At 33.3% G+C, this 19,226-nt stretch carries 15 protein-coding genes; 9 read left to right on the plus strand and 6 right to left on the minus strand.

What is annotated here, in order from left to right; all coding sequences use genetic code 11:
- The first annotated feature begins 104 nt into the window (after window positions 1-104).
- The 4 genes from BMX53_RS12650 to BMX53_RS12665 all read left to right on the plus strand — a co-directional run bounded on the left by BMX53_RS12650 (window position 105) and on the right by BMX53_RS12665 (window position 6,850).
- Window positions 105-1,523, plus strand: a complete 1,419-nt coding sequence (locus tag BMX53_RS12650) for a sigma-54-dependent transcriptional regulator (protein WP_074746703.1) — start codon at window positions 105-107, stop codon at window positions 1,521-1,523.
- Between the two features lie 152 nt (window positions 1,524-1,675).
- Complete coding sequence (locus tag BMX53_RS12655; protein ID WP_038986386.1) at window positions 1,676-2,008, plus strand: hypothetical protein; 333 nt, start codon at window positions 1,676-1,678, stop codon at window positions 2,006-2,008.
- 166 nt (window positions 2,009-2,174) lie between these two features.
- On the plus strand, window positions 2,175-3,827 hold the full coding sequence (locus tag BMX53_RS12660) for a fatty acid--CoA ligase (RefSeq protein WP_074746705.1): 1,653 nt from the start codon (window positions 2,175-2,177) through the stop codon (window positions 3,825-3,827).
- 62 nt (window positions 3,828-3,889) lie between these two features.
- The gene (locus BMX53_RS12665; protein WP_074746707.1) at window positions 3,890-6,850 is read left to right on the plus strand and encodes a S9 family peptidase; all 2,961 of its coding nucleotides are present in this window, start codon (window positions 3,890-3,892) and stop codon (window positions 6,848-6,850) included.
- A 221-nt stretch (window positions 6,851-7,071) separates the two neighbouring features.
- On the opposite strand, the gene BMX53_RS12670 is transcribed toward BMX53_RS12665, so the two are convergent.
- Window positions 7,072-8,424: a glycosyltransferase family 2 protein gene (locus tag BMX53_RS12670; protein ID WP_394333465.1), complete on the minus strand. Its 1,353-nt coding sequence runs from the start codon at window positions 8,422-8,424 to the stop codon at window positions 7,072-7,074.
- A 486-nt stretch (window positions 8,425-8,910) separates the two neighbouring features.
- On the opposite strand from BMX53_RS12670, the gene BMX53_RS12675 reads away from it, so the two are divergent.
- Window positions 8,911-11,115, plus strand: coding sequence for a S9 family peptidase (locus BMX53_RS12675; protein WP_074746711.1), 2,205 nt, complete (start codon window positions 8,911-8,913; stop codon window positions 11,113-11,115).
- A gap of 61 nt (window positions 11,116-11,176) precedes the next feature.
- Here BMX53_RS12675 and BMX53_RS12680 read toward each other — a convergent pair whose 3' ends face one another.
- Window positions 11,177-12,547 carry a Gfo/Idh/MocA family protein gene (locus tag BMX53_RS12680; RefSeq protein WP_074746713.1) on the minus strand — a complete coding sequence of 457 codons (1,371 nt, stop codon included), beginning with the start codon at window positions 12,545-12,547 and terminating at the stop codon, window positions 11,177-11,179.
- A 166-nt stretch (window positions 12,548-12,713) separates the two neighbouring features.
- On the opposite strand from BMX53_RS12680, the gene BMX53_RS12685 reads away from it, so the two are divergent.
- Window positions 12,714-13,259 (plus strand): GNAT family N-acetyltransferase, encoded by a 546-nt coding sequence (locus BMX53_RS12685; protein ID WP_074746714.1) that lies wholly within the window; start codon window positions 12,714-12,716, stop codon window positions 13,257-13,259.
- 220 nt (window positions 13,260-13,479) lie between these two features.
- Here BMX53_RS12685 and BMX53_RS12690 read toward each other — a convergent pair whose 3' ends face one another.
- Together BMX53_RS12690 and BMX53_RS12695 are read right to left on the minus strand one after the other, a co-directional pair.
- Complete coding sequence (locus BMX53_RS12690; RefSeq protein WP_038986396.1) at window positions 13,480-13,713, minus strand: hypothetical protein; 234 nt, start codon at window positions 13,711-13,713, stop codon at window positions 13,480-13,482.
- Between the two features lie 2 nt (window positions 13,714-13,715).
- Window positions 13,716-14,864, minus strand: coding sequence for a THUMP domain-containing class I SAM-dependent RNA methyltransferase (locus tag BMX53_RS12695; RefSeq protein WP_083394416.1), 1,149 nt, complete (start codon window positions 14,862-14,864; stop codon window positions 13,716-13,718).
- Window positions 14,865-15,090: 226 nt separating this feature from the next.
- On the opposite strand from BMX53_RS12695, the gene BMX53_RS12700 reads away from it, so the two are divergent.
- From BMX53_RS12700 to BMX53_RS12710, 3 genes are all read left to right on the plus strand, one after another.
- A complete protein-coding gene (locus BMX53_RS12700; protein ID WP_038986398.1) occupies window positions 15,091-15,822 on the plus strand; it encodes an SAM-dependent methyltransferase in 732 nt (243 codons plus the stop codon).
- 4 nt (window positions 15,823-15,826) lie between these two features.
- Window positions 15,827-16,549, plus strand: coding sequence for a ZIP family metal transporter (locus tag BMX53_RS12705; RefSeq protein WP_074746718.1), 723 nt, complete (start codon window positions 15,827-15,829; stop codon window positions 16,547-16,549).
- A gap of 144 nt (window positions 16,550-16,693) precedes the next feature.
- Window positions 16,694-16,930 carry a hypothetical protein gene (locus BMX53_RS12710; RefSeq protein ID WP_074746720.1) on the plus strand — a complete coding sequence of 79 codons (237 nt, stop codon included), beginning with the start codon at window positions 16,694-16,696 and terminating at the stop codon, window positions 16,928-16,930.
- A gap of 17 nt (window positions 16,931-16,947) precedes the next feature.
- On the opposite strand, the gene BMX53_RS12715 is transcribed toward BMX53_RS12710, so the two are convergent.
- Both BMX53_RS12715 and BMX53_RS12720 read right to left on the minus strand, forming a co-directional pair.
- The gene (locus BMX53_RS12715; RefSeq protein ID WP_074746722.1) at window positions 16,948-18,201 is read right to left on the minus strand and encodes a hypothetical protein; all 1,254 of its coding nucleotides are present in this window, start codon (window positions 18,199-18,201) and stop codon (window positions 16,948-16,950) included.
- Between the two features lie 67 nt (window positions 18,202-18,268).
- Entirely contained in the window at window positions 18,269-19,000 is a 732-nt protein-coding gene (locus BMX53_RS12720) for a hypothetical protein (RefSeq protein ID WP_074746724.1), read from the minus strand.
- Window positions 19,001-19,226 lie beyond the last annotated feature (226 nt).

Below are 19,226 nucleotides of genomic sequence, written 5' to 3' on the forward strand. Positions count from 1 at the left end.
GCTTAGGCTCCCTTTTGTTGTTTAAGGAAGGTTAAATTTAGGTCTCAATTGGTATTGAATGATAAAAAGTTTAAATTTGCATTTAGCACTTAAAAAAATAAAGTATGAGTCACAAGATTCTGGTAATAGATGATGATGTTCCTTTTTGCGAAATGCTAAAAACTTTTTTAACTAAGAAAGGTTATATAGTTTCAAATGCATTTAGTAGTACAGAAGCGGAACAATGCATCAATGAAGGGTGCTATGATATTGTTCTTACTGATGTTCGCTTACCTGATAGTAATGGTTTAGAACTATTAAAATATATTAAATCAAAATGTAGAACGGCACAAGTAATTTTAATGACAGGTTATACTGAAATTAAAACAGCTGTGAATGCGATGAAGTTGGGGGCTTTTGATTATGTAGCTAAACCTATTAATCCAGATGAAATACTGTTAACTATAAAGCAAGCTTTAGAGAGAAAAGCAAGTATGGATAGTGGGGAAGTAGTAAAACCTAAAGTAAAGAAAGCATTAATTAGTGAAGAAGTAGATACTGATGAGGTAGAACTAGAGTTAAGCTATGTTCGTGGAGAGAGTAGTGTATCTACTCAGTTACATGAATATATAGACTTAGTAGCTCCTACTAATATGTCCGTATTGATTATCGGAGATAGTGGAACAGGTAAAGAAAATATAGCACATTCTATACATTTAAAAAGTAAAAGAAAAGATAAGCCATATATCGCTGTAGACTGTGGGGCTATACCTAAAGATTTAGCTTCTAGTGAGTTTTTTGGACATATTAAAGGTTCGTTTACTGGAGCAGTAACTGATAAAGTAGGACACTTTGAAGCAGCTAATGGTGGAACTATATTCTTAGATGAGGTAGGTAATTTATCTTATGAAGTACAAGTTCAGTTGTTACGTGCTTTACAAGAACGCAAAGTTAAACCGGTAGGAAGTAGTAATGAAATAGATGTAGATATTAGAGTTATTGCTGCTACTAACGAAGATTTACCTAAAGCTGTTAGAGAAGGTGAGTTTAGAGAAGATTTGTACCATAGGCTTAATGAGTTTGGTATAGTAGCTCCTAGATTAGCAGATAGAGGTGCAGATATCTTAATGTTTGCTATGCACTTTTTGAATGAATCAAATATAGAGTTAGAGAAGAAAGTGAAGAAGTTCTCTTCTGAAGTAGAATGTATATTCTTGACGTATGATTGGCCAGGGAACTTAAGAGAAATGAAGAATATTATTAAACGTTCAGTCCTTTTAACTCGTGGTGAAGTAATAGAAAAAGAAGTATTACCACAAGAGATATTAGTCCCTAAATCAGAGATGATTTCTTCAAGTAATACTAGTTTATCTAATGATTCTATAGAGGATGATTTAAAGCTGTTTTCTTCTCGTAATGAAGAACAAGCTATTCGTACAGCTTTAGAGAAGGTTAAGTTTAATAAAACAAAGGCTGCACAAGTCTTAGGAATTGACAGAAAGACATTATATAATAAAATGAAGTTATATAATATAGAATTATAAAATAAAGAAAAGGTATTGTAACTAGATAGGTTTCAATACCTTTTTTGATTTGTAAGAGAAGGAATTGAACTGTGTCAAAGTTCTCTTTGTTAACTATAAGCATATCTGTTATTTTCTTTTTACCTTTGTCAAATAATAGAGAGTTAGAGATTATGGATATAAAAACGCTAATACATCATAATTTAGATGAGTTATTTTATTTAGCAGATAAAAAAGAAATACTAGATACAGAGTTGGTTGTTAAAATAGGAGCCTATGTAGGAGCTGCTGTCTTAAGAGGGCGTTATGCAGATCAAAAAGAGGTTACTATGGAAGAAGTTAATGGAGTATTTGGTGTGATAGGTGATTTCTGTAGAGATAGCTTCGGAGGTAGAAGCTTTTCTAAAGTACATTTTAACAAGATGACTAAATTAGCTTTAGAATTAGTTCAAGAAACAACATTTGATTCAGATGTAGAAGAGTTTATAGCTTCACTTAGAAGCTAAAATAATACTAGAAAATATATTAAACCCTGTGGATAGTCGTTCACAGGGTTTTTTCGTTATGTGTATCAATGTGATTTTTATTGTGTATCTGTTTGGTTTTGAAAGGGTAGGTTCGTAAGTGAGGAATATTTTTATTATATTGTGGTTAACCAATAAATGACAACTTATGAAAATCAAAACTATAGAATCGGCTAGTAATGCGCACGCATACCAATTGCTGATAAAAGATATCTTAGAGAATTCCCTACGAGTAAATCCAAAACACGAGATAGTATACAAAGATCAAGTGAGATTTGATTATTTTGAGTTGTACAAAAGGATTAAACAACTGTGTAATTTGTATGTAACAGTAGGTTTAGATGGAGGTAGTGTAGTAGGTGTAATAGATTATGACAGTCATCGCTATCTGATGAATTACTTCTCTGTTCCTATTACAGGTAATGTATTACATACTATTAACTGGCGTTTAGCACCAGAGCAAATGCTTTATACCATTAATCATGCAGAAGATGAGGTATTAATAGTACACGAAGATTTCTTACCTGTAGTGGAAGCTATAAGTGATAAGATGACTACAGTGAAAGAAATAATTGTGATACGTGATCATAAGAATACTGTAGAGACGAAGTTGAATGTGAAAGGTTATTTTGATGACCTAGTAGCTACAAGTTCTACGGAGTACACATTTCCTGAGTTTTCTGAAGAAGCAGTAGCGACATTATTCTATACAACAGGGACCACTGGAGACCCAAAGGCAGTGTATTTTACACATCGTCAGTTAGTACTGCATACGATGGTTGAGATGAGTGTATTATCGCTGATGAACGAAGCTTTTAAGATTACCTCAAGTGATGTGTATTTACCATTGACTCCAATGTTTCATGTGCACGCTTGGGGTCTGCCTTATGTTGCTACATCATTGAGTTTAAAACAGGTCTATGTAGGTAAGTTTGAACCAAAGAGCTTTTTAGATATCTTCAGAAAAGAGAAACCAACTATTTCACACTGTGTACCTACAATCTTAAACATGCTATTAACTAGTCCTGCAGCTAGTGATATTGACTTTGGTAATTGGAGTGTTCTTATAGGTGGTTCTGCATTAAGTAAGCCCTTAGCTCGTAGAGCGATGGAAAGAGGAATATCTGTAGTGACAGGATATGGAATGTCTGAAACTTGCCCACTATTAACGACTTCATATCTATCTCTCGAGACAATACAAGACAACCTAGAATCACAGTTAAAGATTAGAACAATGACAGGTCGTGCAGCCTTGTTGGTAGATCTTAAAGTAGTGAATGAAGAAGGAGTAGAAGTGCCTAAAGATGGTAAGACATTAGGGGAGGTCGTAGTAAGAGCACCTTATCTGACGATGGGATATTATAAAGATAAGCAGAAGAGCGAAGAGCTGTGGAAAGGTGGGTATTTACACACTGGAGATATAGCATGGATAGATGAGAATAATGATTTAAAGATAGTGGATCGTTCTAAAGATGTGATCAAAACAGGTGGAGAATGGATGTCTTCACTCGCTCTAGAAGATATGATAGGTAGTTATCCAGGTATAGTAGATGTAGCTGTTATAGGTATTCCTGATGATAAATGGGGAGAAAGACCATTTGCTTTGGTAGTTGCAAAAACAGAAGTAGATATCACAGAAGAACAGCTAATAGAACATATGCAAACTTATGTAGATAAGGCTGTTATTAATAAATGGGCTATCCCTGATCGCTTTGTATTGGTGGCAGATATTCCGAAGACAAGTGTTGGTAAAATTAATAAGAAACGAATAAGAGAATTACACGAGAATAACCAATTCTAACAGGTGTTTGGTCATATAGTAAATTTGCGTTAACTTCCGAACCGTAAATTAACTAACGTAATATGAAATTAACACCAACAACAAAACAATCAAAAAGATCTAATCCGAGCTACTTTTGGAAGCAGTTAGGATTAGGTCTTTTTGTGTTTGGGACCCTAACAGCTCAAGCACAAAAGAAGCCATTAGACCATTCCGTTTATGACGGATGGCAAAGTATCGGTGCAAAAGCATTTTCTAACAATGGAGAATGGGTGTTGTATCAAGTAAACCCTCAAGAAGGAGATAAAACTCTTTATATCGAAACAGCCAAAAAAACAAAACAATTAGTAGTACCTAGAGGAGAGAAGCCTGTGTTCACTGGTACTTCTAACTATTCTGTTTTCTCTATTCGACCAACTTATGCTGATCTAAAAGCAGTAAGAATAAAGAAAAAGAAAGAAGATGAGATAGCGAAAGACTCATTAGGTATTTACAACTTAAAGACAGGTGCTTTAGTTAAGAAGTCAGATATTAAGTCATTTAAAGTGCCTGAGAAAAAAGGAGACTTTTTAGCTTATTTGTTAGAACCAGTAAAAGATACAGCTAAATCAAAAGATAAAAAGGATGTAAAGAAACCTGCTGCTAAAAAGCCAGGTAAAGATGCTCCATTAGAATTAGTATTAGAAAATTTAGTAACGGGAGAGAAAATCTCTTATAAAAACGTTACAGACTATTATTTCGATGATAATGGTCAATACCTTGTATTCGTAACTAAAGATCCTACGGAAAAGAAAAAAGAAGATAAAAAGGACGATAAGAAAGAAGAAGGTAAAGTAGAAGAAACGAAAGAAGTAGCTACTGAAGAAAAAACAAAAGAGGAAGAGAAAGCCAAAGGGCCTTTCGGTGTGTTCGTAGTGGACTTAAAAACGAAAGCAGTTAAAACTATTTTAGAAGGTAGTGGTAAATATTCACAATTCTCTTTTGATGACAGTGGTAAACAATTAGTGTTTATGGGAACTAATGACGATGAAAAAGCATTAGTTAAGAAATATGAATTATACTATACTAACTTAACTACGGGTGCTACTGTATTAGCTTCTAATACAATTAAAGGTATGCCTAAAGACTGGGTGGTATCAGAGAATAACAAGCCTCGCTTTAGTAAAAACGGAGGACGTTTATACTTAGGTATCGCACCACAGCCAGTAGCAAAAGATACAACGTTAATCGCAGAAGATCATGCAGTAGTGGATGTATGGCATTATAGTGAAGACTATATCCAACCACAACAGTTAGTGAACTTAGATAAAGAATTAAAAAGAAGCTTCTTAGCGACTATTAACTTAAAAGATAAGAGTAAACTAGTTCCATTGGCAAATGATAATGTTAATGGTAGTCAGCTAGTTGATGAAGGGAATGCTAATATAGTATTTAATTCATCTGACTACGGACGTAGAGTAGAGAGACAATGGGATATCTCAGGTGTATCTTCTTACTACATCGTAGATGTGAATACAGGAAAAGAAGTAGAAGTAGTAGCTAATCTTGCTGGTTCTGCACGTATTTCTCCTAAAGGAACTGCTGTAGTTTATTACAATAGTGAAGAAGGTAACTGGTATGCTTATGATGTGAAGACTAAAATCACAAAGCAATTAAACAAAGGATTAAATGTGTCATTTGCTGATGAGACTTTTGATATGCCAGACAATGCTTCTGCTTATGGTATTCAAGCTTGGACAGATAATGATGAATCAGTATTAATTAGAGATCGTTTTGATATTTGGGAATTCTATTTAAAGAGCAATAAAGCTCCTAGAATGATTACTAACGGATACGGACGTCAGAATAATATTGCATTTGATATCTTAAAACTAGATGACGAAAAGCGTTCATTCAGTAGAAGTGAGCAATTAGTATTAGCTGCTTTTAACGAGACGACTAAAGATGCTGGATTCTATACAACAGAAGTTAGTAGTACAAAAGCTCCAAAAGAAGTATTAATGAATGCTTATAATGGATATAGTTCATTGTTTAAAGCAAAAGAGGCTAATGTTTATGGATATGTAAAAGGTTCTTTCGTAGAGCCAACTAACTTATTTGTGACTGAAGATTTAGCTAAGGCTACGCAAATAAGCGATATTAATAAACAACAGAAAGATTATAACTGGGGAACTTCTGAATTAGTTCATTGGACTACACCTAAAGGATATACTTCTACTGGAGTATTATATAAACCAGAGGATTTTGATGCAACGAACAAGTATCCAATGATTGTTTATTTCTATGAGAAAGTATCTGAGAACCTAAATAGATATGAGTCTCCTGCACCAACACCATCTCGTCTAAATATTCCTTTCTTTGTGAGTAATGGATATTTAGTGTTCACTCCAGATATTAGCTATGTAGATGGTCAACCAGGTAAATCAGCTGAGGAGTATATCAACTCAGGTGTTGAACACTTAAAGAAAAATAGTTGGGTGAATGGATCTAAGATAGCTATCCAAGGGCAAAGCTGGGGAGGATATCAAGTCGCTCACTTAATAACAGTTACAGATATGTATGCTGCAGCTTGGTCTGGAGCACCAGTATCTAATATGACTTCTGCTTATGGAGGTATTCGTTGGCAAAGTGGTATGAGTCGTCAGTTCCAATATGAGAAGACACAAAGTAGAATTGGTAAGACACTTTGGGATGGATACGATTTATATGTAGAAAACTCACCATTGTTTAAAATGCCAAATGTAAAAACTCCTGTAGTTATTATGGCTAATGATAATGATGGAGCAGTGCCATGGTACCAAGGTATTGAGATGTTTATGGCATTAAGACGTTTAGGTAAACCAGCATGGATGTTAAACTATAATGGAGACGAACACAACTTAATGAAACGTCAAAATAGAAAAGACATTCAAATTCGTCAACAACAGTTCTTCGATTATTATCTAAAAGATGGTAAAGCACCAGTATGGATGGTAAAAGGAGTTCCTGCAACGATGAAAGGTAAAGATTGGGGATTTGACTTGACAGATGAGCAAGTAAAATAATTAGTCAATGTAGTATATAAATAAGGGCTATTCTGAAAAGAATAGCCCTTATTTTATTAGTAATAGCTGTATAACTAAGAGTATAATATACCTATTAAATAAGATAGAGAAGAGAGAATGTTTTCTATTTGTACTTTTTGAAGAGTTGATACTTTAAGTATATATCAAAAAAAGGGACAGCAGTAATCTGCTGTCCCTTTGATAAATCAATATATAATCAACTATTTTTCAATAGGTAATGTACGAGTTAACCATCCTTTTTTGTTAGCTGTTGCTATCGCATAAGGAGTAATCCAGAACAATGTAAACGTATAGAATATACTATATGGATATGCCCAGAATGACTCAAGTAGGTTATATCTCTTAGAATAGAAGAATACTTGTATACTAGAGAAAATAAAGATACTTACTAAAGCAGAGCTAATAAACATTACAGGTTGAGTAATTACAAAGTACAACATCAATATCGTGATAGGATAAGCCATTAATACTTGTAACCATTGGTTTAGTAATAAGATTCTAGGTCCGATAGTAGAACCTTCTCTAAATTTAGTGAATGCAAACTTACTCATCGCAATGTTTTCTCTCACATTACTTCTTTCCCAACGGATATACATCTTGTATAATGTTCTATATTCTTCAGGAGTATTCGTAAGTACGTAAGCATTTCTTTGGAACAATACATCAAATCCTTGTTTTAAGATCATATTAGTCATTGCTCTATCCTCACCGATATCAGAAGGCTGTCCCATAAATGTCTGTGTAATCCAATCTTCTAGACAGTTCATAACTGCATCTCTTCTATAAGCAGCTAAAGCCCCTGGAGTACATAATACAGAACCTAAAGCACTCTGAGCAGAACGAATAAATTCAAAACTGAATACAAAGCTTACATTAAGCATTTTTGGGATAATCCCATCAGCAGTATTTAACACTCTAACATTACCACCAACAGCACCACATTTCTCGTTGTTTACGAATGGACTAACTAAGTTTCTCAATGTGTCTTTCTCTACAATAGAGTCACTATCTACAGTAATGAACACTTCACCCTTACCAATATTAAACCCTCTGTATAAAGCATGTCTTTTACCTTGGTTTCTTTCTTGCTGTAAGATCGTTACTCGCTCTCCTAATTCAGCCTTAGCTTTTATCATCCAGTTCCATGTATCATCTTTACTACCATCATCTAGAGAGATAATCTCTATTTTCTCAGCTGGATAATCACTGTTTACTAAACTAATTAAAGTGTCATATACTAGTCGTCCCTCGTTATAGGCAGGAACAATCACAGTACATGTAGGTAGTTCTTCATCACTTACAGAAGCAACTGGTTTATATCTAAAGTATAGATATACAATATATAATAAGAAGCTAATCTGTAAAACAAATAGGACTAACCCAAAGTTAATTACTGCAGCTCCCCAGAATGATTTTAATCTCTCGAAGTGTAGTTTCTCAAAATAGGGCTGTAATCTATAAATAAGATATAAGCCTATTCCCATTAATAGAAATGTACCACCTAATACGATATAATCAGTTTTAGATAGTGATTTACCATTTAAGATATTCATTCTTTTCTGGCTATCATTTGTGGCTTGTACTGAATCAGTTGTTTTGTTTTGTTGCATAACCTTATTCTTTAATAATTGTTATACTATTTGTGGTTTTGTTTCCTTATTCTGCTGTTTGTATTCTGAAGTATTCTACTTAGGTTGTTAGTTGGTAGAATATTTAAGAGCAGACTAAATCATCAAATAGTCTATTAAGAATGATTCAATAGTTATGCCATCTACGTTTTACGGCTTTTGAGCCACTTTTTAACATAACGTATGACACATAATGTAGATTATTGGGGAATGATGTGAGGTCATAATACTCTGTTTTGTGTATTTGGTTGGGGTATTTGATATACAAAATGTGTGTTTGGAGGTGTCTATTTGCTGTTGTGATGTCTTTTCTTAGTGTTTGAAAAGGCTTTCATTGCTTTAAATAAAGCATTAAATAGTCTATTTTTGTAAGGAATGGTATATGTATAATACGTTCTAAAAAGATAAAATATGAAAGATATAATAGGAGATTATAAAGCAGTATTAGATCTAGGTGAAATGCAACTAGATTTAGTATTGCATATAGTAGAGAATAATATAGTTACTCTTGATTTACCTAGTCAAGGAGCAATGGGAATTGAGGCGTCTAACATAGTGGTAAGTAATGAAAGTATAGACTTTTCTATAACTGCTATGCAAATGAGTTTCTCAGGTAAAAAAGCAGGGGATAGTATTGAAGGAACAATTAAACAGATGGAGCAAGAGATTGCTATTGTATTTGAAAAAGCAGTAATTACTTTACCTGGTAATCCCTCTTTAGTGTCTTCTGAAGAAGAACTAATCGCATTAGCGAATAAGGAACAAGGTAACTATAAGTATAAAGTTGAAGATTATTTTCAACGTCCTACTTCTTCTAGTTTTCAATTATCTCCTAACGGGAAATATCTATCATATAGAGAGAAGGATGAAAAGAACAAACGCCATGTATATGTAAAAGAAATAGAAAGTGGTAAAGTTATTCGTGTTATCGAAGAAGGAGAAGAGCTAGTAAGAGGTTATGGATGGATTAATGATGATCGTCTAGCTTATATGATGGACAATGGAGGAGATGAGAATTACCATATCTATGCAGTTAATGTAGATGGAACCAACAATATAGATCTTACACCATTTGATAAAGTACAGGCAGGTATTCTTAATATGCTTAAAGAGCAGAAAGATTACATCATCATATCAATGAACTTAGAGAATGCTCAGATATTCGAACCTTATAAGATTAATATCAATACAGGTGAGTATGTCAAGCTATTCACTAATGATGATCCAGCTAACCCTGTAGCAGGGTATGACTTTGACAAGGATGGAAATCTTAGAGGATATTCTAAAATGTTTAATGGTGTACAGACTCAGTATTACTATAAAGTAGATGGCGGTACAGCGTATGAGTTATTTCATACAATTAATTGGTCAGATACGTTTTCATTAATGGCATTTAACTATGCTTCTACGAATAAAGATGAAGCCTATGTATTGACTAATTTAGATTCTGATAAGCAGCGTATTGTACTATATGATTTTAAAACAAAGACTGTTGTAAAAGAAATTTATGCTAATGAGGAGTATGATGCATCTATTATAGGATTATCACGTAATCGCAATTGGGAAATAGACTACTTAGGATACGAAGGAGAGAAGGTTGTTATAGAACCTGTAAGTGATACATTCAAAAAAATCAGTACTGATTTAGAGAAACACTTTGCAGGTTATGAGTATTCTATAGCAGCAAAGACAGAGAAAGAAGATCGCTATTTGATAATTGTTCAAAGTGATAAACTTTATGGCAAGTACTATAATTATGACAAAGAAACAGGTAATGTAAGTTTATTGTACGACCTAATGCCTCAGTTAAAAGAAGAAGATATGGCAGAGATGCTTCCTATCTCTTTTATGAGTCGTGATGGTATTAAATTACATGGCTATATCACATTACCTAAATCAGCTAAAGATGGAAATAAAGTACCTCTAATCGTTAATCCTCACGGAGGACCACAAGGTATTAGAGACAGTTGGGGCTTTAATCCAGAGACACAGTTATTCGCAAGTAGAGGATACGCTACATTACAAGTTAACTTCCGTATATCAGGAGGTTATGGTAAGGAGTTTTTTACTTCTGGATTTAAGCAGATAGGACGTAAGGTAATGGATGATGTAGAAGATGGAGTTCACTATGTGATAGAACAAGGATGGGTAGATGCATCTAAGATAGCTATCTATGGAGCTAGCCACGGAGGGTATGCTACATTAATGGGATTAGTGAAAACACCAGACCTTTATACATGTGGTATTGATTATGTAGGAGTATCTAGTATATTCACCTTCTTCGAATCTTTCCCAGAGTATTGGAAACCTTATAAAGAAATGGTAAAAGAAATATGGTACGACTTAGATAATGAAGAGGAGAGAGAAATAGCTCGTGAGGTATCACCTGTGTATCAATTAGACAAGATTAACAAGCCTCTTTTTGTAGTACAGGGAGCTAATGATCCTAGAGTAAAGATAGCAGAGTCAGACCAGATTGTAGAAGCATTGCGTCAACGTGGTTTTGAAGTACCATATATGGTAAAGTATGATGAGGGACATGGTTTTGCAAAAGAAGAGAATAGTATAGCTTTTTATAAATGTATGATGGGGTTTGTATCAGAACATTTAAAGTAACTGCTAACCACTATAAAAACAGCAGCCCATTGAGAAACTAATCTTAATGGGCTGTGTTATTTTAATATTGATCGTTAGATCCGAATACTGTTTTTCTATTCACATATTTACCTCTTGTGAAGTCAGGCATTTCTTGTACTTGACCATGTGCTTCTATAGATTTCTCGCTTAGTGGAGTGATAGCATACCATGTAGCCAAATCATAGATATCAAAAGGGAATTCTATATTTCGTTTAATACTTTCTACAAAGGCATTAATCATAAAGTAATCCATACCGCCATGACCAGCACCTACAGCTTTAGCTTCATTGTTCTTCCATAGAGGGTGATCGTACTTCTCTAAGTATTCTTTTGAGTTAGCCCATTGGTGAGAGTGATTCATTTCTTTTTCGAAGTAAATGTATCCTTTTTCAAAAGCACCAGAACTAATTTCTTGCCAAATACCTTCTGTACCTTGTACTTTAAATCCTAGGTTATATGGACGTTGTAGTGACGTGTCATGCGTCAATACCATTGTTTCGCCATTCTCACATTTAAGTGTAGTAGTGACAATGTCTCCTTGTTTAAAGTTTACCTTAGCATTAGGATGGTCTTTACCACCATTATCTACGATATACTGATGTAATCCTCTAGCCTTAGATGCCATAGAAGTAAGGTGTGTAATACGATTTCCTCTATTGATATCAAACATAGCAGCTAATGGACCTACCCCGTGAGTAGGATATAATTCTCCATTTCGGTTTACATAGTGATCAGTTCTCCACTTCGCTTCACTAAATCCTTTTTCACCGAACTCTACACCACCACCATAAGGTTTTACTCCATCGTTAAACAGTACATTGCGCAGATCGTGTTGATACCCTCCAGTACCATGGATTAGCTCTCCGAACTTTCCTTTCTTTGCCATATTAAATACAGCCATGATATCACGTCTATAACATACATTCTCTAACATCATTAGAGGAACCTTTGTTTCTTCATAAACATCTACATATTTCCAACATTCTTCTAAAGTCATAGCACCACAAACTTCCATACCCACTATCTTACCAGCGCGCATAGCTTCTGTACCTTGTCTTTCGTGCCATTCCCAAGGAGAGGAAATAATAACAGCATCTATGTCATCTCGTTTAAGGAGATTGCGATAATCATAATCACCATTGCTATAAACGGCAGGTTGCTTCTTATTGTGTTTATCTACTATTTTTTGAGCCATCTTGACCATTCTATCACTAGGATCAGCCATAGCGATGACCTCTACATCATCTCGTTTAAGTAATTCATCTAAATGAACCTGGCCTCTAAGCCCTACAGCTATCATCCCGATACGTACTTTTTTAGTTGTATTAGAGAAAGCAAACAAGGAATTAGGGAGGATAAGTGCTCCGATACCAGCTACACTAGTGTTTTGAAGAAAAGTTCTTCTGTTCATAATTGTTATAGTTAAATAGGTTAGTACTCAAAAATAGAAGATAAGCTTTGGATTAAAAAGAAAAAAAGCTATTTATTTCTCGATTTGTATCTATATCAATGGTTTTAGTATAAAGATATTTGCCTTGTAGTCTTTAAAATGTTGTACTTTGTATAAAAGTAGAATTATGAAGATAATAAAAGAGATACCCGTAATTAGTAGTGAGAGATTAGTATTACGTGAATTGAGAATGTCTGATGCTCAGAATGTATTTAATTATTTCTCTAAGGATGAGGTAACACTGTATTATGACCTGGCTACATTTACATCTATTACTCAAGCAGAAGAATTGATTAAAATATGGAATACTAGAGTAGTAGAAGGACAGGGACTTCGTTGGGCAATAACACTTAAAGGAAGCGATGAATTAATTGGTACTTGTGGGTTTCACAGCCTTTCAGAAGAGAATAGTAGAGCAGAGATTGGATATGAGGTTACACCAGCATATTGGGGGAAAGGTATTGCGAGTGAAGCAGTACAACTGATGTTAGACTTTGGCTTTAACGAGTTAAACTTACATCGTATAGAAGCTTTTATAGATCCAGAACACCATGCATCACGTAGAGTATTGACTAAAAGTGGTATGCAAACAGAAGGAGTACTAAGAGATTACTTCTTTGAGAAAGGTAGATATGTAGATGCAGAATTATTATCTATTATAACTGATAAATAGTAAGTTATAAATAAAGTAAAATAAAAAAGCCAATTGTTATCGATTAGATATACAATTGGCTTTTTAAGTATTTCAATTTTTTAAAGGGATGTGACAAATGTATTGTATTTCTGTTTACAATAAAAGTCAAAAGTTGTCTTTTTGAATCTTTTACAGATAGTTCGGTTTTTGGCCTTAAACTGAAAGAATAATTAGGATATTCTAAGATTCTACACAGTTTTTAGTTCAAAACTTTTACACCTTTTAGAAATATCCAACGCATACATATTTTATCTCCTTGATCAGTCTTGAAAACTTTAAATTGAGGAGCTAATATAGTAGCTGCTACAGCACTTGCTGCTGGTAACCAGAAACCGCTTAATTGTGTAAAAGTAGCTAATGCTAAACGACATAATAGAAATAGTATAGCAAAGCTAGCAAACTGTAATAAGATAGTTTTAGTACTTACACTCATAGTTATTCTTCTTTATTAATATATTTTCCTTTTTTACTTCCTTCGTATAATTCATATTTTACGAAACGAGATTCTAGTTTACCATTGAACAGTTTAATTTTTCTAGAAGGACGCAGTCCTACATACTTTAATGCCTCAACGTTACCAGTGATGAACCAAGCTTCTGTTCCTGGATATCCTTGTTTAAGTGTATCCCCAATCTCTCTGTAAAAACGCTCTAGGTTGATATCTAGACGCTCTCCATAAGGTGGGTTAAATACCATATGTAGAGGACCATCAGTTTCTTTTTGTGTATCAAAGAAATTACCTGTGTTAATCTCTATATAATCATCTAAGTTTGCATTTTTAGCATTGTCTAATGCTTTTAATACAGCAGAAGGAGCTTTATCATATCCTTTGATGCTGTAGTGGAACTCTCTAATTTTCTTAAGTAGAGATTCTTGAACTTTGTCAAATAACTCAGCATCCCAATCATTCCATTTTTCAAAAGCAAACTCTTTTCTATTGATATTCGCAGGGATATTACAAGCAATCATAGCTGCTTCGATTAGTACAGTACCAGAACCACACATGGGATCAATAAAATCTGTACGACCATCCCAACCTGACATTAATAGCATTCCAGCAGCTAATACCTCATTAATAGGAGCGATATTAGTAGCTGTTCTATATCCACGGTGGTGTAGAGATGCTCCAGAAGTATCAAGAGAAACAGTACACAAATCTTTTTGTAAGTGTATATTAATTCTTAGATCTGGGTAATCTTTATCGATACTAGGTCTTGCCCCTGTTTTGTTTCTGAATTGATCCACAATGGCATCTTTAGCTTTAAGAGACACAAATTGTGAGTTATTAAAGTTATCAGAGAATACAGTCGCATCAATAACAAAGGTTTGGTTAGGCGAAATATATTCACTCCAGTCAATACTTTGTACTCCTTTATATAAATTCCCTTCATTATAAACTGCAAAAGTTTTGATAGGTTTAAGGATTTTTAGAGCAGTACGCAATGCAAGGTTAGCTTTATACATAAAACCTTTGTCTCCTTTAAAACTTACCATTCTTGTACCTTCTTGTACATTTGCCGCACCTAATAATTGCAATTCTTTTGCTAATACTTCTTCGAAACCAAAGAAGGTTTTAGCCACCATTTTAAAATTTTCCATCTTTCTTCTTATATAAGGAATAATTGACTATTCGTCTCTAAACCATAATTTTATATTAGACTATTATGCTATAATATACAGCGATTTATCAGTTATATCAAGGTAATTATACCATAATATAAAATCCTGATATGTCTGTGATATATCCTAGGTTTAATCCGCAAAAATAAAGTAAATTTGCAGGCTAATTAAATAGTTTTAAAATAAAAGTATGTCAAAAGAGAACAAAGATTGGTATAAGTCGTGGTTTGACACCACTTATTACCATACTTTATACAAAGATAGGGATTACGAAGAAGCACAAGTGTTAATTGATAATTTAACTCAATATTTAAATTTAGAAGAAGGGGCTAAAGTATTAGATTTAGCTTGTGGAAAAGGAAGACATTCTATATATTTAAATTCATTAGGCTATGAGGTTACAGGAGTAGATTTGTCTCCTAATAGTATAGCAGAAGCAAGTGAATATGCAACGGATACACTTCACTTTGAAGTACGTGATATGCGCGAACCTTCTAATGAAAAGTATGACGCTATATTTAACTTGTTTACAAGTTTTGGGTATTTTCCTAATCCAGAAGATAATATGCGTACACTAGATGCTATTCATAAGAGTGTAAACGAGTTTGGACTAGCTGTTATCGACTTTATGAATGTTGATAAAGTGATAGAGAACTTAGTGCCTTCTGAAGTAAAAACTGTAGATGGAATAGAGTTTCACATTACTAGAAAATATGAAGACGGTTTTATCATTAAAGAAATAGTCTTTGATGCAGATGGTGAACACCACGAATACGTAGAGCGAGTGAAAGCTTTGAGATTAGAAGACTTTGAAGCAATGATGAACGAGAAAGAGATCTATTTATTAGATGTTTTTGGTGATTATAAGTTGAGAAAGTTTTATAAAAAAGAATCAGATAGATTAATTATGATTTTCAAATAAGCCTATGGTTTATATTATACCCTTACTAGCAGTAATAATAGGTTATCTAATAGCAGTGATATTAGAACCTAAGAATAAGAAGAACCTTAAGTTGCTAATGGCCTTTAGTGGATCATTTTTACTAGCACTTACGGTTACCCATTTATTACCAGATGTATATGCTGCTAGTGAAGCAGCATCTGTAGCTGAGCATGCAGGTCATAGTCATGACCATAGTCACAGCTCAGGTAATATTGGTTTTTTTATTATGATAGGTATTGTCTTTCAGATTGTATTAGAGTTTTTCTCTAAAGGTGCAGAGCATGGACATGTACATACGCATGATAAATTAGATAAGGTTCCTTGGTTATTATTCATCAGTTTGTGTATTCACGCTTTGTTTGAAGGTATGCCAGTGAGTCAACACGAAGAGCTAGCATGGGGAATAGGTATACACCATTTACCTATAGCAGTGATATTAACAGCATTCTTTATTAATGCTCATATGAATAAGAAGGTAGTATTCTTATTTATGATAGTATTTTCATTAATGACACCACTAGGTACATTAGTCTCTGGAAATGTTGAGTTTTTGAGTAAATATTATGCAGAGATATCAGCTATAGTAGTAGGTATTTTATTTCATATTTCTTCTACTATTATCTTTGAGAGTAATGAAGGACATTCATTTAATATCAATAAGTTAATTGCTATTATACTAGGAGTAGTAGCTGCCTATTTTATATAAAACAGAATAGGAAGATATAGTAAAGACGATTCGAAAGAGTCGTCTTTTTTTGTTGTATCTGTTTTTAAATTAATGAGTTAAGATTTTTATTTTAAATTGATTTAATAGTATGTTTGTCATACAAAATAATATAATTACATACATATGAATACAAAAGAAACAAAGAAGGCTGGTTCTTTCAGATTAGATAGAGGTCTTTATAAGCATATAGAAGAGTTAGCAAAGAAGAATAATCATAGTTTTAATAATTTGTTAGAAATATTATTGATACAAGCAACTAATTATCACGAACCTAATCAAATGACAATTGATGCAATGAATGAAATTGGTTTAGAAACTATTAGTAAGGATGAGTTTCATGATTTAGTTGATAAAATGTAAGCTATGTATCAATTCCTCTAACAGTTATAATCCTCATAAAAGGTTACTTTTAAACCTAAAAACTTCTCTAATTCTTCCAACTGATGCTTTAATGTATCGTGTTCTCCTTCGAATACAGTGACAGACTCTCCTGTATTTAGGTTAATAGACAAGTTGCAAAAGCCACCACCTTTAGCTGGTAACATATTCCATAAAGTAAGAGAATCAATCTCCATTCTATCAAACCAAATAGCATATTCGTTATCCGCAAAACCTAGTATGTTATTAGCATTATCTATCCATATTATGGATTTACCCTTACTATGTTTTTGTATTATTTCAGGAGTATGTTTAATTCGATCATCTCTGTGATAGTTTGTAGGTGTATTTAGTGGGTATTTAAAGATAAATGTATTAGATAGTTCTAACTTACTCATATAATTAGTATCATTTAATAGATTAGGATACTCATAGTGGGTAGATATGTGTAGAGAAGTGAAGCTGTAAGCTATCGTTCTACAATCATTATCATCATTAGAATAACTTATTTCTAATGTGATGTCATTTGATTTTGCATAAAAGAATAAGTTGCCATCATCGTTAAAACTATAAGAGGCTTTACTACCAAGGTCTTGTTCTATTGTATTCTTTAACTCATAAAGACTTTTATCAGAACCATCAGTTGCGAAGCATTTGGCATAATAGTTCTGTGGTGATACATCAGATCTCACATCATTGATATAAGTACCTAAGTTATCTATGATAATATTACCAATGCGTACTGGATAGGTTATATCTAAGTAAAAACCATCAGATGAGATATAAGGACATTTTAATAAATCTTCTTTAGTAGTATTCCATGGAATAAATAAAGGAGTTGGAGATTGTATTTCAAATCCTTCTAAGTAGTCATTAGTATTGGTTGAGGTGATGCTATAGTTCTTAGTATATGTAGTGCGATAAAGTTTATATATAGCATTCTTTCTGTCTTGAAGATGAGCATAAACAATATGCATATCAAAGTTAAATCGCTCAGCTAAATACGTCCATAATCGTTCAGTACCTACATAATCACCTGGGATGTAGTATTGTCTTCCTTGGTAGATAAACATACTAGGTTCGCTATAATCACTTGTTTCTAGATAGATATATTCAATACTTTTAAATTTGATAATTTCATCATCGCTCTCATAAGAGTTATTTTTGATAATAATCTCATCATTCGTTAGTAGTACTTCACCTCTGTTTATATCTTCTGTCGGAAATCTGTTCTTTCTTTTAAAGAAACCCATCGCTTATCTATTTAGAAAGATAAAGGTAGAGAATATCAGTTAATCTCTACCTTTATTTTACTTGTGTTTATATACCATTATCAAGATATAGAATACAACTAGGATGGAAGTCTTTATTGTTAATCATTACAGCCTGTTGGGTTATTGTTTTTTTTATGCACCATAGTTGTCCTATAATTACTGTAAGGCTTTCATTCAGAGGGAACTCTATGATCCATTCTTTAGCTGAGACTTTTTTATTGTCATAAACAGAAAAATTTATGGTTTCGTATTCTCTTGTTTCCTGGTAGTTAAATTGTTGGTGAAGTATAAATAAATCAACTTTTATTTCGGATATGTTCTCTTTAAAATTAAAATAGTCATTGACTGTAAAACTATGTATTGTGATTTTTAATTTCATATTACCCTGTTTCTCAAATTTAATTGGTAAGGAGCAATACTGATTAAATGGAGAGTTTGAGTTAAAATCAAATCCTACTAGATTACTTAAATCAGTGTTTAAGAAAGTACGTTGACCTAGCGGAACTTTTTCATTAAGATGGAATTGTTTTAAAACAAGGCTGTTTAGTCTTTTATACATCTTCTTACAATGATTGTTGTTCAGAGCGTATTGTATTGGGCGTCTCAGTAGCTTATTATAACTTTGGACTTTACCGAAGTCTGAAGCAGCCTGTCGTGTGCGAACAGTTTGTTTTTGAGAATTAGATTTGCTTTGCATAACACATTTACCATTTAGTGCTCTGAAAGTTGCATTTAGGAACTTTCCTCTAGGCCTACCTTTAGTGTCAATAATTGCCATAATATTTAAGTTTTAGTGGTTATCTTTTATCCAAGTGTTACTTCAGTATTAATCTAGTGTGGGGTGTATCAGTATTGAGTTAATCATGAGTATGTGATGAGTCCGTATTTTGATAAGAATTTACGGACTCATTACGGACTCACTAAGGACTCACACAAAACAAAACTCAATTAGTTCTAAAACTAATCTCGAATATAACTTGTTCTGTTTACTACATTTATTCGTT

The organism is Myroides marinus, assembly GCF_900109075.1.
Taxonomy (GTDB): domain Bacteria; phylum Bacteroidota; class Bacteroidia; order Flavobacteriales; family Flavobacteriaceae; genus Flavobacterium; species Flavobacterium marinum_A.